Source organism: Pseudoalteromonas sp. 11L1 (genome assembly GCF_055397545.1).
Window position 1 is genome coordinate 158405 of record NZ_AP041142.1, and the last position, 15597, is coordinate 174001.

The 15597-nt window shown below is 37.9% G+C and carries 14 protein-coding genes; 6 read left to right on the forward strand and 8 right to left on the reverse strand.

Annotated elements, in window-relative coordinates:
- Positions 1-4: 4 nt before the first annotated feature.
- Positions 5-859: a S1/P1 nuclease gene (locus ACZ5WS_RS16445; protein ID WP_464712012.1), complete on the reverse strand. Its 855-nt coding sequence runs from the start codon at positions 857-859 to the stop codon at positions 5-7.
- A gap of 236 nt (positions 860-1095) precedes the next feature.
- Between ACZ5WS_RS16445 and ACZ5WS_RS16450 the strand changes: the two genes are divergently transcribed.
- Entirely contained in the window at positions 1096-1965 is an 870-nt protein-coding gene (locus tag ACZ5WS_RS16450) for a type 2 periplasmic-binding domain-containing protein (protein WP_138606876.1), read from the forward strand.
- The gene (locus tag ACZ5WS_RS16455) at positions 1965-2909 is read left to right on the forward strand and encodes a hypothetical protein (RefSeq protein WP_464712014.1); all 945 of its coding nucleotides are present in this window, start codon (positions 1965-1967) and stop codon (positions 2907-2909) included. Before ACZ5WS_RS16450 ends, ACZ5WS_RS16455 begins: the two co-directional genes overlap by 1 nt.
- Before the next feature lie 389 nt (positions 2910-3298).
- Here the strand turns inward: ACZ5WS_RS16455 and ushA are convergent, their stop codons facing one another.
- Entirely contained in the window at positions 3299-4918 is a 1620-nt protein-coding gene (gene ushA, locus ACZ5WS_RS16460) for a bifunctional UDP-sugar hydrolase/5'-nucleotidase UshA (RefSeq protein WP_464712016.1), read from the reverse strand.
- Between the two features lie 80 nt (positions 4919-4998).
- On the reverse strand, positions 4999-5190 hold the full coding sequence (locus ACZ5WS_RS16465) for a hypothetical protein (protein WP_138607790.1): 192 nt from the start codon (positions 5188-5190) through the stop codon (positions 4999-5001).
- Positions 5191-5531: 341 nt separating this feature from the next.
- On the opposite strand from ACZ5WS_RS16465, the gene ACZ5WS_RS16470 reads away from it, so the two are divergent.
- A complete protein-coding gene (locus ACZ5WS_RS16470; protein WP_138607792.1) occupies positions 5532-6275 on the forward strand; it encodes a peptidylprolyl isomerase in 744 nt (247 codons plus the stop codon).
- Between the two features lie 44 nt (positions 6276-6319).
- On the opposite strand, the gene ACZ5WS_RS16475 is transcribed toward ACZ5WS_RS16470, so the two are convergent.
- Positions 6320-6739, reverse strand: a complete 420-nt coding sequence (locus ACZ5WS_RS16475) for an MAPEG family protein (protein ID WP_464712018.1) — start codon at positions 6737-6739, stop codon at positions 6320-6322.
- A 155-nt stretch (positions 6740-6894) separates the two neighbouring features.
- Between ACZ5WS_RS16475 and ACZ5WS_RS16480 the strand changes: the two genes are divergently transcribed.
- Together ACZ5WS_RS16480 and ACZ5WS_RS16485 are read left to right on the forward strand one after the other, a co-directional pair.
- Positions 6895-9777, forward strand: coding sequence for an insulinase family protein (locus ACZ5WS_RS16480; protein ID WP_464712020.1), 2883 nt, complete (start codon positions 6895-6897; stop codon positions 9775-9777).
- A gap of 57 nt (positions 9778-9834) precedes the next feature.
- Positions 9835-10377: a GNAT family N-acetyltransferase gene (locus ACZ5WS_RS16485; RefSeq protein WP_464712022.1), complete on the forward strand. Its 543-nt coding sequence runs from the start codon at positions 9835-9837 to the stop codon at positions 10375-10377.
- Here ACZ5WS_RS16485 and ACZ5WS_RS16490 read toward each other — a convergent pair.
- From ACZ5WS_RS16490 to ACZ5WS_RS16500, 3 genes are read right to left on the reverse strand one after another with little or no spacing between them, the layout of a single operon-like run.
- A complete protein-coding gene (locus ACZ5WS_RS16490; protein WP_464712023.1) occupies positions 10364-10981 on the reverse strand; it encodes a PqiC family protein in 618 nt (205 codons plus the stop codon). The two genes, ACZ5WS_RS16485 and ACZ5WS_RS16490, sit on opposite strands and share 14 nt — an antisense overlap.
- On the reverse strand, positions 10981-12636 hold the full coding sequence (pqiB, locus tag ACZ5WS_RS16495; RefSeq protein WP_464712024.1) for an intermembrane transport protein PqiB: 1656 nt from the start codon (positions 12634-12636) through the stop codon (positions 10981-10983). The genes ACZ5WS_RS16490 and pqiB overlap by 1 nt, the downstream gene beginning before the upstream one ends.
- A complete protein-coding gene (locus ACZ5WS_RS16500; RefSeq protein WP_464712025.1) occupies positions 12633-13862 on the reverse strand; it encodes a PqiA/YebS family transporter subunit in 1230 nt (409 codons plus the stop codon). The genes pqiB and ACZ5WS_RS16500 overlap by 4 nt, the downstream gene beginning before the upstream one ends.
- A 140-nt stretch (positions 13863-14002) precedes the next feature.
- Between ACZ5WS_RS16500 and ACZ5WS_RS16505 the strand changes: the two genes are divergently transcribed.
- Complete coding sequence (locus ACZ5WS_RS16505; RefSeq protein WP_464712026.1) at positions 14003-14773, forward strand: substrate-binding periplasmic protein; 771 nt, start codon at positions 14003-14005, stop codon at positions 14771-14773.
- A gap of 3 nt (positions 14774-14776) precedes the next feature.
- Here ACZ5WS_RS16505 and ACZ5WS_RS16510 read toward each other — a convergent pair whose 3' ends face one another.
- On the reverse strand, positions 14777-15586 hold the full coding sequence (locus ACZ5WS_RS16510) for a thioesterase family protein (protein WP_464712027.1): 810 nt from the start codon (positions 15584-15586) through the stop codon (positions 14777-14779).
- Positions 15587-15597: the final 11 nt, after the last annotated feature.

The following is a 15597-nucleotide window of genomic DNA, read 5'->3' on the forward strand; positions in this document are numbered from 1 at the left end:
GAATTTATTTTGTTGCTTTTAGTGTTAAAGCTTTTTTTGAACGTTTACTCGCTGGATCAAATAATGTATTTAACAATCCAGCCAAGCGAATGCCCGCTTGTTGTAAGCGCGTTTTTACAATAGGGGTGTGGTTGTAAATATAGTCGTAGCTAATATTTTCTTCTGTTGATTTATATATTTGTAAAGCAAGGTTGTGTGACTCTTCAAGCCAGCTTGTTGGGGTACTGTTTAAATACTCGTTAATTAACTCGCTGTTATTAGTATCTATAAATTGAGCGTATTCAGTAAAAGATAAATTTTCATTTTCTACCAGCTTAGTATCCCATAAGCTATGAAGATTGGTTTGTTGGTTAAAGAAAGAAACCTTAATGCGATTCCCGCCTCTATCTTCAGCTCTACCTGCATGAAATGGTTGATGGCTATCGCCGACTAAGTGCACTAAAAAACGCAAACTAAACTGTTTTGCTGCAAGGCTTGATTTATCATCCTTCAATACTTTAATTGAATAGTGAATGCCTTCTAATATGTTTGTTACTGATTCTTTATGTTCAGTGTGTTCGTGGTTAAAGCTAAATTTTGCATTGTCATCTGCATTAATATAGTGCCAGCGAGATGATTTTTTTTGCCAAAAATCACCTGGCGCAGAGCGCATTTCATCTGGCCATGTTGAAATTTGTGCTAAAGATTCACCATTGAGATAAGGAATAAGTGCGGCCTTGGTGGTTTCACTTACATGAGCCTCTGCAATTTTACCAACAACGCGGTGGCCGTTTTGCCCCCATGCATTACAGTCTGTGCTTGCAAATATTGCACTAATTAAAAGTGTTAATGAAAGCGAATGTTTTACATTTATCTGCATCGAGGCATCCTAGTAAGTGTGAAATTTAATTTATAAAACCTTATAAGGTCAATTGTCCGTATTTTTTATGTTGATAGAAAGGACTCAATAAAATTCATATTTTCTTATTTAAAGTTGTTTTTTATCAATGCCTTATGTTTGATAGGTAAAATTACCTATTGTAATAAGTAATTAAAATTGTTCAAATGTATTATAACTTCATTTTAGATCGGTGTTTTTTGGATATTAAAAAGTTAATGTTGCATAAAACAGCAATTGTTACATTTATGTTTATAGTGTTGTTGCTTAGTTGGTTTGCTGGTCAAATGGCTGTAGATGAAAAAGAAATAGCTTTCCCAGTGATGATAGAAACATCAACGACATGTCAAACCACGGCAACGGCTAATCAAAATCAGCTTATAGTATTTACACCCTCAAAGTACGTTGCTCAATTGCTCACTAAAAACTTGTGTGATGATAAAGTTGTGGCAAAGCAATATGGGTCTGTTATTGGCTATTGGGGCTACAGAACCGTAGATAGCTTAGAGTTTGTTGGTAAAGGCATTGCGGATTTAATTTTAGCTAAAAATAATATTATGGAAGCGTTTAGAGCCGAGACTACTTACAATTATCAGCCAGTGGTCGGCTTTTCAGATTACACCGCGTTTTTTATATCTTCAAAAGAGAAGCCTCTGATCACTAAACAGTATTTTTTAGACAAAAAAATAGGCCTGCTAGATTATCCAACTAGCCGATCTGGACATATTTTGCCAAAACAAACGTTTAAGCAATTAGGACTTAATATTGCTCAACTAAAAATAACCTATGCCAGCTCACATAATGAATTGCGGGAATTACTGGCGAACGGGCAGGTTGACCTGATTGCCTCTTTTTGGAGAGAAAATGATAGTAAGCGCTTCTCAAAGAATTATATTACGCCCATAAGCAGTAATGTTGCAGGTACTCGTTGGTACTTAAAAATGCAGCATAACAATACCGATTTGCTCTGCGCTGTACAATCTCACTTATTGAGTATGTCTAAAGAACAATCGTTTCAATACTATCAAGATGTTGAGCCATATTGGCAATGTAATAATTACCCCGTTACCTTTATAGGGGAGTCGTAATGAGAAAGCTTGTATCGTCATTAGGTGTTTTTATATTATTCATTGTATTTTCATTGGTATTTTATATTTCAACAACACATAAGCAGCAACAGGTAAACAAGTTACAAATAGCTCAAATAGAAAAACAAATCGCTTTAGACTTACCTCTGCTCGATTTATCAAATGAGCTTCTTAAACATTCTGGTAATAAAGTTGCAATACAACATTACATACAAACAGTAAATACTCATATCCAAGGCACGGGTATAGAGGTAATTTCGATAGTGCCAGAGCACGAGTTTATTTCATCCTTAAAAACCGATGAGTTTATTCGAAAACTAAATAGCAATAATAGTGTAGTTTTTATAGCTTTATCCTTAAAGCAGCCTCATTTTTCGTATACAAGAGTGACCGTTTATATACTGCTTTTTGTTGTCAGTGCATTTTTTATGGTCATGATAAAACAGGCTGAAATTTATCAAAGAAATAAAAAACTCATTACTGAGCAGGAGCCAAGTACACTAGAATCAAAGCCATTAATACTCGTGATTAATTTAAAAAGTAAAACTTTATCCAGTAGTTATTATCCCGAGCAAGAAGTGGCGTTAGCAAATAAGCCGTTGTGTTTTTATCTAGCGCTTGTTGAGTTTTGTACTAATAATCCAGAGATTAAACTTAACCATAATAAAAATGTACCCGAGGAGCTGTTAGAACTTGCTAATAAGTACTTTTATCGTTTAGTTGAACTCGGGCATACCATCAGAAAACGACCAAACTTTAATAACAGTTTAGAAAAAACCCTGAGTGAAATTCGTGCGGCGTTAGATGATGTATTGAATGATTGCCCAGAGCAGAAGGAGCTGTATTATCCGCCAAAGGCATTTGGAGAGGGCTCTCGATCACGGATGCATAGCTATGGCTTAGTAAATGTTAACCAAGGGAATATAGAGATAATAGGGAAGTAATTTCGAATTAACTGCTTAGGGTAATGATTTAAGTGAGCTTAAACCAGGGTCTGTTAAACTTTCAAGGTTAAATTTGCAGCAGTCTGTTTGGTATTTAGGCAAGGCAGAGTCTATATGGTGTGGTTGTTCCCCACAAATAGGCGATAACGCGGCATCAATGCCAAACAGGCGCTGCCCGAAGGGTTCTGCCTAGGGGCAATTAACTCTTTGTTGCTCGGTTTTTACTTAGCCCACTAGGTTACAAACCTCGCGCCGCGATTAAATTGCCCCTAGTTTGAACAAATATTAATCCGCAAAGGTCAACAGACCCTAGCTTTGCTATCACATAAACCTTAATGAAGAGTGCCATTAGCATTTTAATGACACTCATTATTGTTCACACTAGATTACTACTTAGGTGCAAATTCACGTGCATCAACAGGGCTATGCTCAGTAAAAAACCGTTTTAAAGCTTGCGAGTCAGTTTCATCGGTGCTTACAAACCCGGCCATTTTTGTGATTTTTGGATAATTATCGCCACCTGAGGCGTTATATTCATTAATACTCATGCGGTATGTTTTGTTTATATCAAGTGGCTTGCCGCCGATAAATACGTTAGTTACCTGCCCAGCTTTTAATTCAAATGCTAAGTTATGATATTGCATGTAAGCACCAGAGTCTGGTGGGAAGCGTGTCACGACATTTAAATAGGTTAAGATTTCACTGCCTTGAAAGTCGATATAGGCGACACGGTTTTTGAAAGGTTGTACTTTAAGTATATCTTTATAACTCACGTCACCCGCATTAATACTATCGCGAACACCGCCACCACTTATAATACCAAAATCAGCACCCACGGTGTTCATTTGTGCTTGGATAATAACGCGCGCAAGGTTTGTTTGCTCAAAGCGTACTTTGTTACGATCTCCCTCAAGTCTGTCATTGACGAAGCCAATTTTCCCCTCAATTTGCTTAGCCCCCTTTTGTTGGTATGCTGCCAAAAAGGTCTGTAATGCAGAGTCAGGTTTAATGTAATCTGCAGCTAAAACGGCTTTTATGCTGCCGTCTGGTTGCTTTTTATCGACATATAAATTAACGGGTAATAATTGATAACTCAGTAGAGATAATTGGCCGTTTTCTAATTTAAATTCTGCTTTGCCCACATACTTACCCCATTCGTGGGCTTGCATTATCCATGTCCCATTTTGCTGATCTGGTTTACAGGCTAAACCCGGTTTAAAGTTCTCATCAGTAACATTTTTAGCAGCCATACACACTGGCTCTTGAGAGTGTCCACCAATAATCATATCAAGGGCATTTTTATCTAAAGAGCGAGCAAGTGTGACATCACCAGGGGCATTGATCCCATTTTTAGCATCTGCATAGTGGCCCATATGTGTTACTGCAATGGTAATGTCCGGGTTATATTTTGCTCTTAGCTTTTGGGTGAGTGAGGCAGTTACTTTAACCGGATCTTTAAAATCCAAATGGCCAATGTATTGTGGGTTACCAATTTTAGCAGTATCTGTGGTTGTTAAACCAATAACGGCAATGGTTAAGCCGCCTTTTTTGAATATTTTATAGCGCTCAAAAACAGCTTTATCAGTTTGTTTATCGACAATGTTGGCAGATAAAAGCGGGAAGTTAGCCCATTGCTGTTGTTTTTTTAATACACTTAATGGGTTATCAAACTCATGATTACCTAGTGCCATTGCGTCATAGCCAATTTTCGACATACCTCTAAAATCGGGCTCCGCAAATTGTAGGTCTGACTCCGGAATACCGGTATTAATATCGCCACCTGATAATAATAACACCTGATGTCCTTGTGCTTTTGCATCAGCTCTTAGCTGGTCAATTAAGGTTTTACGGGCTGCCATGCCATATTCGCCTTTTTCATTATGCCAAAAGCGACCATGGTTATCATTGGTATGAAGAACTGTTAAATACTGTGCTGCAGGTTTATTGACAGAATCGCTAGCACAGCCAGATAAACCAAGAAAAAAAACAAGAAAAAAAAGAGTACGCATAAGATACCTATCGATGAATTAAAGCTCTATCTAGTAGGTGGTTAGTGTAAACTAGTTCGAGTTTAAAAAAACGCACTTCTTTATATTTTTTCAGCCTGTGTGGTTTCACGCTGCAGCTCTACAACCCTGTTTCTTCGAGCAAGTTCATCTCGTGCATATTGAGATTTTTGATGATTAACATCAATCATCCATTTCAAAAAGCTCACGGGCAATTGGGTGTATGGCTCACCTTTATGTAATCCAAAATCACAAATAGTCGTGTTATTAGTCATTTCATGTACTCCTATCACTGTGTTAGGGCCTAATGACCTTTAAATGGCAACAGTCCCTGATTGATAATAACAAAAAAAGAGTGATTGATAAGGGGCTTTTTAAATACCTTGCAAGGTTTAAAATTAATTAAAAAGAGTAACCGTAATGTACACCAAGGCACACAGGCAATTAATTATCCATAACGTGTTTAAAATAAAAATGTAAACAGTTGTAACTGCGATGTAATTAACTTGCTATGAATTGTAGCGTTAAGTACTTATATATCGATTTACAAAATAAATAGCACTATTCTATGATGCATAAAATATTAATTCTAATGACAATAAAAATAGGAAAAATAATGAAGAAGCTTATCTTAGCCTCAATTTTAACTGCAACAAGTTTTTCAAGCACTGCAACTATAGTCGAAATGCAAACGAGCCAGGGAACGATACAAATTAACTTGTTTGATCAACAAACTCCTAAAACAGTAGAAAATTTCCTAAGTTATGTTGATGATGCTGCATATAATCAAACGGTAATACATCGTTCTATTGATAAGTTTATCATTCAAGGAGGGGGGTTTACTTTTTCTGATAAAATGGATCCAATTACAACCAAACCTTCGGTTATTAACGAACCTATTTATTCAAATGTTAAAGGCACCATAGCTATGGCAAAACAGGGCGGTAATGAAAACAGCGCTACCAGCCAATGGTTTTTTAACATGAGTGATAACAGCCAAAACTTAGATTTACAAAATGGTGGTTTTACCGTGTTTGGACAAGTCACTGCGCAAAGTCAAGAAACCTTAAATAAAATTGCTGCCTTAGTCCATTGTTCAGAGGTACCATTAGTTGGTATTACTCAAGCCCAATGTTCAGATGAAAATTTAGTTATTAGTAATCAAAACTTGGTATCAATTCAAAGTGTGGTTGTGCTTGATGATGATCCTAATTCAGCACAAAACTTGACACCTAAAGAAAATACATTAATTGATAACGTAGAAGTTACACCACCAAAAACTTCAGACTCTAGTGGTAGTGTAGCGTGGTTATTAGGTGCACTACTGCTAGTAGCACCTCGATTAAAACGTACAAAATAAACTTATAAATAATAACGGCGAATTGTTAAATTCGCCGTTATTTTTTAGTGGTAAAGTACACCCAGCACTAGCAAAATCCACATTACAAACACAGATAAGCAGCCTAGTAAAAACACTCTAAAACGGGCTCTTAAATGATTACTATCAAGGTGAATGATGCTATGAATAATGCGTGTCGCTACGAATATACACGCCAATACTGCGATAGGGACACTCGCCATATTAAGCTGTAAAGCAAGTAAACATCCCGCATAAAAAAGCACAGGTATTTCGAATTGGTTGCTAAAGTTACGATCAGCGACTCTGACATAATCGCCCGCATTATCAAGGCGCATAGCGGCAAAATCATTTAACTGTATCTGTTTATTTTTGGCCGCTGCAAAACGACGTTTTCCCATAATCACCATAACAACTAATGAAAGTGTTACCTGCACAAACATGGCCATTATTATTATCTTTTCCATAACTTACCTTATTGATTATTTGATTACTATTCACAATGTGTTACACAATTAAGTACTAATTAGTAGCATAGTATTACTTGATGATGGTAGTTTATTCCTGATTTAGTATTTTTGTAACACTAAACACGTATTTAACAGCAATGGATATAATTAAAATGAGACACTTCATCGGCTTAAGTGCAATTGCACTGGCAATATTAAGCGGTTGTTCGAATACCGCCACTCTTTCTCAATCTTCACAAACATCACTGTTGTCACCAACGCTCGTTGTTAGCCCTAACGATAACCGTGAATATAAAACCTTGAAACTTGCTAACGATATTGAAGTGATTTTAGTCTCTGATCCAAGCGCTGAAAAATCTGCTGCTTCACTGAGTGTAGGTGTAGGTCTGTTACATGACCCAATGAGCCAACAAGGTATGGCGCATTACCTAGAACATATGTTGTTCCTAGGCACTGAACGATACCCTGATACCAAAGGGTACTCCGATTTTATGACTAAAAATGGTGGTGCGCATAATGCTTATACTTGGCTCGATATTACCAACTACATGTTTAAAATTAATAACGATGCGTTTGAAGAAGGCTTAGACCGCTTTTCAGACTTTTTTAAAGCCCCTAAGCTTTACCCAGAATACACAGAAAAAGAAAAAAACGCAGTGAATGCTGAGTGGTCAATGCGTCGTGAAATGGACTTTTTTGGCCAATTTAAATTAGCACGTAAAATGATGGGGGAACACCCAGCTAACCGATTCTTAATTGGTAACCTTGAAACACTAGGTGACAAAGCGGATAGTTCTTTACACAAAGAAACGGTTGATTTTTATAATAAATATTATTCATCAAATATTATGAAAGTGGCGCTGATTTCTAATTTACCGATTGCAGAAATGCAGAAAAAAGCACAAAAATACTTTGCTGACATTGAAAATAAAAATATTGAAAAACCTCGCGTTACTGCGAGCTTAGATTTTGATAATGCCGGTGGAAAACGTGTTTTTTACTCACCAAATGAAGACGTTAAACAACTACAGCTCGATTTCACAATTGCTAATAATCAAACTGAATTTGCAGTAAAACCTAATCGCTTTGTTGCTTATTTACTAAGTAATGAAATGCCAGGTAGTCCAGCACAATTATTGCGTGATAAAGGGTGGGTATCGCAGTTATCCGCTTCGGCCTCTCCAAATCAATATGGCAACTACGGTTCTTTGAGCGTTAATATAGAGTTGACTGATGAAGGTATGAAAAACCGCGAGTCAATTGTTGCGACAATTATGCAATACATTGACTTGATTAAGCGTGAGGGCGTTAATAGTAAATACTTTAATGAAATTCGCACCTCTTTAAACAATCAGTTTAAATTTTTAGAAAAGGGCGATGAGTTTAACTACGTTAGTGCGTTGACTCAAAGCATGCAAGATTACCCGTTAAATCATGCGATAAACGCACCGTACTACTATGCTCAATTTGATGCTGATGCGGTGAACAATGTACTTAAGCAACTTAATGCCGATACACTTCGCATCTGGTATATTTCTCAACAGGAAGATACAGATTCTGAGCTGCATTTTTACGATGGCAAATATAAAATTAATGATATTAGCGATGCAGAAATTGCCAGCTGGGAAAAACCAAGTGATTTTAATTTAGCATTGCCAAGTGTTAACAATTTACTGCCAGAGAGTTTTGCAATTAAAACGCAAGCCTTTAAAGAGCAGAAGCATCCTGAGCTTAGCTACGATAAAAACGGCGTAAAAATTTGGCGCCAAGCAAGTCAGCAGTTTGCAGAGCAACCCAAGGGATTAGTTGAGGTGTATATCAATACGCAAACAGGTTTGCATGATATTAACTCAACCGTACTTTATTCTGTTTGGGCTGATCTGTATAACACTCAATTAAGTCAGTTACGAACTGAAGCTGCCGTTGCTGGTATGAACGTTAATTTAAGCTCAAGTAATGGGTTGGTGCTATCGTTAAGTGGTTTTACCGATAAACAAGATATTTTACTTAAACAAGCGTTAGCTGGGTTTGATGCTGAAATTTCAGCACAAGCGTTTAATCAAGCGATTGACCGTTATCAGCGAGATTTACTGAATCAACAAAAACAGTTCCCGTATGCACAAGCATTTGGTGAGTATTCTAAGCTGACTCGTACTGGTAGTTTTGATACAGAAGCGCTAATTAAGGTTGCAAAAACATTAACGCTTGCTGATTTACACGCTTTAAAGCAAAGCACCTTAGCAAATAATAACTTACGTGTATTTAGCTACGGTAACTACAACCAAAAAGACATTGATGCTATTGCTGCTGAGTTAGCGGCTATCTTACCAAGCACACATACTCAAACGGAGTTTGCACGCAGTAAAGCGTGGTTACCGCAACCGGGTGAAGCGCGTGTGTTGCACAAAGATATTGATGTAGCCGATGTAGCGGTGGTCGATATGACCATTCACCCAATACCTGGTTACAAACAAAAAGCTCAGGCAGCAGTATTGCAAGGTCACTTTAGAACAATCGCCTTTGATAAAATGCGTACTGAAGAGCAACTTGCTTATGCAGTAGGCGCATTAGCGCGTCCCATTGAAGATTACTCAGGTATTGGTTTATTTATCCAAACACCAGTGAAAGGGCCTAAAGACATTCAAGTGCGCTTTGACAAGTTTAAAAAAGAGTACGCTTCTGAGCTTAATGCCATGAGTGAGGAAACATTTGCACAGCTTAAAAATGCAACTTTGGTTTCGTTAAAAGAACAGCCAAAGAATTTAAGCGACGAAATGAGTCCATTGATTAACGATTGGTATCGTGAAAACTTTGATTTTGATTCAAGACAAAAATTAATTGCAGAGGTGGAAAAAGTCACCCTTGCTGATATTAAAGATTACTACCAGCAAACAATGTTAAACCCAAAAGCAGCACGTTTAAATGTGCAGCTACGCGGCACTAAGTTTAGTGATAGCGAGTTTGCTGATTTGCCAAATCAGACTAAAGTGACGAGTTTAGATGATTACTACAGCGATATAAAATTGCAAAAGTAAGTTTGAAATTACTCTAAAACCAAAAAACCCAGTCATTGTTGATTGGGTTTTGTTTTAATGTCGTTAAATTATAGTATTGAACTCCAAGGAGTTATTTTGATTATTGCTTTTAGAACTGAACGTTTACTCTTACGCTTCGCACAAATAGCAGATGCGGCGGAGTTACTTAAGTTAGTTAATCAGGCCAACTTTATTAAATACATTGGTGATAAAGGTATTTATACCCTAGACGACGCTAAAAAATACATCAAAGACAGCTTTATAGCTGCCCATAAAGAGCACGGTTTTGGGCCTTATATGATCACACTCCATGATGAAACTGTGGTTGGTATTGTTGGTTTTTATCAGCGAGCGACTATGCAACATCCCGATTTAGGGTTTGCGTTAAAAGTCGGCTTTGAAAAAAAGGGATATATTTTTGAAGCAGCTACATTACTTTTATATAACAGGCATAAATTAGGTATAAAAGATGTATGCGCAATTACTTCAACGGCTAATTTAGGATCTCAAAATGTACTATATAAACTGGGTTTTACTGAGGTGGGTAAGGCAGTAATCAATGCTGATAAAACCACCATCAAAGTGTTTATTTATGATTGAGTCTTGTTTTTTCAATTGTGTTCGCCACATTTGAATTTATCTCTAGCCACATTTTTTCAAGGGTCGCGACTAATGAATTGTAGCCATCGTCATCTATTGGCATAACATTTGAGAAGTTATGAATGCTTATTAAACGTCTGCCTGATTCTGGGTGGGTATAGTACAAACGCCATAACCCTGAGATATCTGCGTTACCTTGCAGATCGCCGTTAAAGTGATGTAATTCATATTCTATTTCATAAAATATTTGTTGTTGTTGGTCGGTAATGACCGGCAATCCTTTTATAACCATCCAGTTGCTCATGGCATTAAATAATGTTTGTTGCGCAGTTGTTGTAAGCATTACATCCGGCGATTCGCCCCACAAGTGATAATTAGCAGCATGAACTTGATTATTATCTACTTTCATAGAAATACCACGGTTATTCAATGCCCCCCTTAAGGTAACTGTGTGCACCCTGAGTTGTGCTTTTGTATTTTGCACATTTCGCGAAGAGTCAGTTATGGGTTGTTCAAATTGGTAATATTGAGTTGCAGTTTGAATAGCCGAACTACAACCACTGATAAAGAGAACACTTGTTAAAAGTAAAAATAGTGCTTTCATTATTGTTTCCTCGGTTGCGGGTCACTAGGCAGTGACTTATCAAAAATGAGCATGTTAGGCTGTTCGTTTAAACCACGAGTAAGTGGTTGGAATTCTTCAGATAAACGTTTAATTTGCAGCAGTGTTTGTTCAAGCTGGTGGTGCATTTGTGAGCCTGCTTGATAGCTTGCCATGGTTTTATCGAATTGACGCATGGTTATTTCAAACTGTTCCATGCTTTTGGTTATTTTTTCGAGATTACGATTAAAGTCACCGGGTAAATTTTGGGTGTCAGGTTTACTTAATAATGTGCGCATTTCACTGGCCAACGCTTGATACTCGCTGAAAGTTGTTTGCATTTTTGCCAAGCTGTCTTCAATTTTTAAATTATTTACCTTATTCAGTACATCAGACACTTGGTCAGCAAGCACGGTTATACCGCTCGATACACTAGGAAATACATCATATTGAGCAAGCTTTTTAAGTTCGCTTTTAGGGGTGTCGGTATAAAAGTCAAAATCAACATAAACTGCACCGGTTAACAAATTTCCTGGCTTTAATGATGCCCTCATACCATTTTTTATCCACTCGATTATGCTTGATTTCCAATACTCTTTAGCTAAGGCGTTGTTGTGGTATAAACGTCCATATTCGACTTTTATTAATACCGGAACCGCAGTGTTTTTAGCGCGAAAATGGGCGGGCTTACCATCTATAATTACATTGGCGGGTGCTTCAACCACAGTACCTACGCGTGTACCGCGATACTCTACTGGGGCACCTACACGTAACCCTCGAATAGATTGTTCAAATTCAATAAGGTAATAATCAAAATCATAAAAGCGCTCTTCTAGAGCTTGTTTGTAACTTTGGCTTAAAGAAAAGCTATGGCCGTCTTGCGCTAAATCGCCGGGAGCTTGCTGGTCAGGTAAACCGACAGAGATCCCCCCTTTCAATAATTTGCTTAAAGAACCAGTGTTAATGTTGATACCATCTGCGGAAAGATCTATTTCTATACCTGAGTTAACCCAAAAAATAGAGTTTAAGGTGATCAAGTTCTCATAGGGGGCTTTAATAAAAATACCGTATTGCATTGCTTGGTTTTTCCAATCAAAAGTAGCGGTTTCTATTTGGCCTATTTTATAGTTTTTAAAAAATATGCCAGTACTGACATCAAGTACTTCTGCATTGTAACTGAGTAACTTAAAACGGCCACCTTGAACATCTTTGCCTATTAATGCGGGTTCCTCTTGAAGTTTAAACTGCTTCTTTAGTTGTTTACTTTCGCCTGGCGAAAACTCTAAATAAACGCCTGAGAGCAAAGTGCTCATGCCACTAATGCCTGTTTCATCTATACGAGGTTTTACCACCCAAATACGGGCATCTTCAGTAAGCAAGTTATCGTAGTTTTTATCTATTTGTGCCCGTGCAATAACACTGTCTTGGCTGTCAGAAAGACGGACGTGATCAATTTGTCCTATTTTAACACTACGTACTTTAATTTCTGTTTTACCGGCAACAATGCCCTCGGCTTGCGGCATAGAAATATAGATTGTTTGACCTTTATTTAATTGGTATTGATAAAGCATCCAAATACCTACCAATAAGGCAACCACGGGAATAATCCAAATCGCAGAAATACGTGTTTTTTGTGCTACGTTGGCTGTTTTAGTCATGCTTTATTCTCTGCGTTTTTATTTTTAGGTGAATCCCACAGTAAACGAGGGTCAAATGCGTGTGCTGCCATCATTTGGCATAATACCATAACAGTAAAAAAGACGATGCCTAAACCCGGTATAACCGACATCAAATTACCTAGCTGCACTAATGCAACTAATATAGCCACAACAAACACATCAATCATAGACCATTTTCCTATAAATTCAGTAAGTTGATACACTTTTGTGTAACCTTTTGTATGCAGGTTGGCGGGTTTTGTAACCATAAAACATAAAAAACTTAAAATGAGCGCTTTCGCTAATGGCACCACCACACTTGCAAAAAAGATAATCAGCGCAATTGGGTACGAGCCACTATTCCATAAGGTAATTACACCGGAAATAAGGGTTGCAGGAGTTTCATCCCCTAGGCTAATAGTGTACATAATGGGCAGTAAATTTGCTGGGATATAACAAATAAGTGAAGTAACTAACCATGCCGCTGCCTTTTGTACGCTGTAGGGGTTTCTTAAGTAGGTTTTACTATGACAACGAGGGCAAGTGGATTCGATACTTAGTTGGTGGCAAACATGGCAGGCTTTTATATTATCGTCTATTGCACGTTCTGCGCCTGCACTACTTTGAAGCCGAGTTGCCGGGCTTACCTGCGACCACAACCTTGCACGATTTAGCCGTGTTAACGCACTAACATAAAAAATTACAAATCCCACATAGGCAAAAAAGCTGGTACCAAAACTAACCTCAGCTAATGACATTATTTTAACCATACTGACCAAAACACCAATCAAAAAGATTTCTGACATGATCCAAGGCTCAAGGGTTAAGGTAAACTTTAATAGCCTTCTGGCGAGCGCTTGTGGCAGCGCTTTGAGTACCCCTAAATGCAAAGGGATCAAAATAATGAGCAAACTCATAGGCAGAATAATAATGCTGATATCAATAAACAGGCCGAGTAGGTCACTATCATAATTAAATAGAATGCGAGCAGCGTCAGGTAGGGTAATTGTTTGGGTAATACCGTTGCTACTAAAAGAAATAAATGGATAAAACATACTGCTGAGCAACATCAGCAGTGCGCTGAGGCTCAGGGCGACTATTTCGATGTCATTATTAACATTAATACCGCGAATCTTATGGTTGCAGCGAGGGCACAGTGCGACTTGCTTTGCATCAATGTCGGGAATATCAATGATAAGATCACAGCTTGGGCAGGCAGTTTGCAAAATGTTAGCTTATAGTTAATTCAATAATTTAAATATTGCTATAATTAATAGCTAAATACAAACACTGCGGCTAAATTACTAACAATATAATAAGAAAAGTAACCCCAACAACTGAAAATAAAAACGGATTAGGTGATAGTGTGAAAGTGGTATTTTTATTAGCCTTAGTGTGTTTATGTGGCGATAGCTTGGCCTTTGTTAAAGGTATTAATCAGCAGCGAGTTACTATTGCTGCTAACCCTACAGTTGCACCTTATGTAATAAGTGAAAATGATTCAGGAATTCAGCTCGAGATTGTAAAAGCAGCACTTAGTAACCAAAATATAAATAAGGTTGATGTGCAATATATGTCAAATCAGCGTGCCGATGCCTTATTAAACCAAGGTCATGTTGATATTGCATTAAATTATTCGGGTATTTTAATTACTGGCATATATCGAAGCCAATCTGTTGTCAGTTATGAGAATGTAGTGGTGAGTCTTAAAAAGAGTAACTTCACTATTAATACGATTTACGATCTGGCCACTAAAAGCGTTTTAGCATTTCAAAACGCACCCGCTTATTTACCAAAAGAGTTTGGCCACAACTTAGAGAATTTAAGAGGGTACGAAGAAGTACTTAATCAACAAGCGCAGATTCACCATTTAATGGCAGGCTGGGTTGATACGATTATTCTCGATAGACGCATATTCCTTTACTACTTAAAGGAATATCAAAAAACCAATGCCACAAAAGATTTTGTTATCCATGCTATTTTTCCATCTGCGGCAAGGCCTGCGTACTTTAATAATGATTTGCTGAGACAGCAGTTTGACAAAGGCTTAGCCAACATAATTCAAAGCGGTGAATATCGCACCATAATGCTTAATTTAGATAAACAATATACCCAGCGCGACTTCACTCGTTTTTAATTGTTAATCAAATAAAGCCACGGTTTGGCGGGTGAGCGCAATAAGCTCGCCCGATTGCGACCAAATACAGCCATCTTCAAGTCCGTAGCCATCTTTTGAATGATGAGTGATTGCTTCAAAGCCTAACCATTCACCCGGCGCTAAGCTAGGCGCTTGCACAAACTCTAAATACCACGACATACTACTTGCCGGTGCTGGTTGTTTAAACATTTGTAGCAAGGTTGGCGGCCATGCGTCAGTAAGGGCAATAACATGGGCTTCTGTAATTACTTCTGGCGTATGTTTAAAGCGCATCCAACCACCTAAATGAGAGGTTTCAGCACTGCTAAACGGCATGGCTCCCTGTTGGGGGCATAAATCAACATGTTGAAAAAACTCTGGCATTTGCCCGGGCACAAATCCTAAACAGTGGCGTTCGTTCACAGGGTGCAAGCTTAGCGACTTTGATACCGGTACATTAATTGATGAATTACGGTTTTTAGCAAAACAGGCCTGTACAATAACGCATACTGCGTCTTCTTGAATGGCTTTGGCGAGCACTTGGGTACTGCTTTTCCCTTCACGTAATATTTCTACCGACAAAGAAAATGGCTTTTCAGCCAATAATGGGCCGACAAAGTTTGTGCTTAAAGAAAGCAGTCGTCTTGATGAATCAACGTTATTGCGCATTGCTTGATAAAGAAGCGCCGCAGAAAGTCCGCCAAAAGCGGTTCGACCTTGGCACCAATTAGAAGGGAACTGCATAGTATTGGTTTCTGGGCCTGTTTTCTGACTTACTTGAGAGGCGAGTTGTAATAATTGTTCAAAGTGCACAAATAATGTCC

Coding starts and splice junctions, on each gene's coding strand:
- ACZ5WS_RS16445 (WP_464712012.1), bottom strand. CDS start 859: ATGCAGATAAATGTAAAACATTCGCTTTCATTAACACTTTTAATTAGT.
- ACZ5WS_RS16450 (WP_138606876.1), top strand. CDS start 1,096: ATGTTGCATAAAACAGCAATTGTTACATTTATGTTTATAGTGTTGTTG.
- ACZ5WS_RS16455 (WP_464712014.1), top strand. CDS start 1,965: ATGAGAAAGCTTGTATCGTCATTAGGTGTTTTTATATTATTCATTGTA.
- ushA (WP_464712016.1), bottom strand. CDS start 4,918: ATGCGTACTCTTTTTTTTCTTGTTTTTTTTCTTGGTTTATCTGGCTGT.
- ACZ5WS_RS16465 (WP_138607790.1), bottom strand. CDS start 5,190: ATGACTAATAACACGACTATTTGTGATTTTGGATTACATAAAGGTGAG.
- ACZ5WS_RS16470 (WP_138607792.1), top strand. CDS start 5,532: ATGAAGAAGCTTATCTTAGCCTCAATTTTAACTGCAACAAGTTTTTCA.
- ACZ5WS_RS16475 (WP_464712018.1), bottom strand. CDS start 6,739: ATGGAAAAGATAATAATAATGGCCATGTTTGTGCAGGTAACACTTTCA.
- ACZ5WS_RS16480 (WP_464712020.1), top strand. CDS start 6,895: ATGAGACACTTCATCGGCTTAAGTGCAATTGCACTGGCAATATTAAGC.
- ACZ5WS_RS16485 (WP_464712022.1), top strand. CDS start 9,835: ATGTCGTTAAATTATAGTATTGAACTCCAAGGAGTTATTTTGATTATT.
- ACZ5WS_RS16490 (WP_464712023.1), bottom strand. CDS start 10,981: ATGAAAGCACTATTTTTACTTTTAACAAGTGTTCTCTTTATCAGTGGT.
- pqiB (WP_464712024.1), bottom strand. CDS start 12,636: ATGACTAAAACAGCCAACGTAGCACAAAAAACACGTATTTCTGCGATT.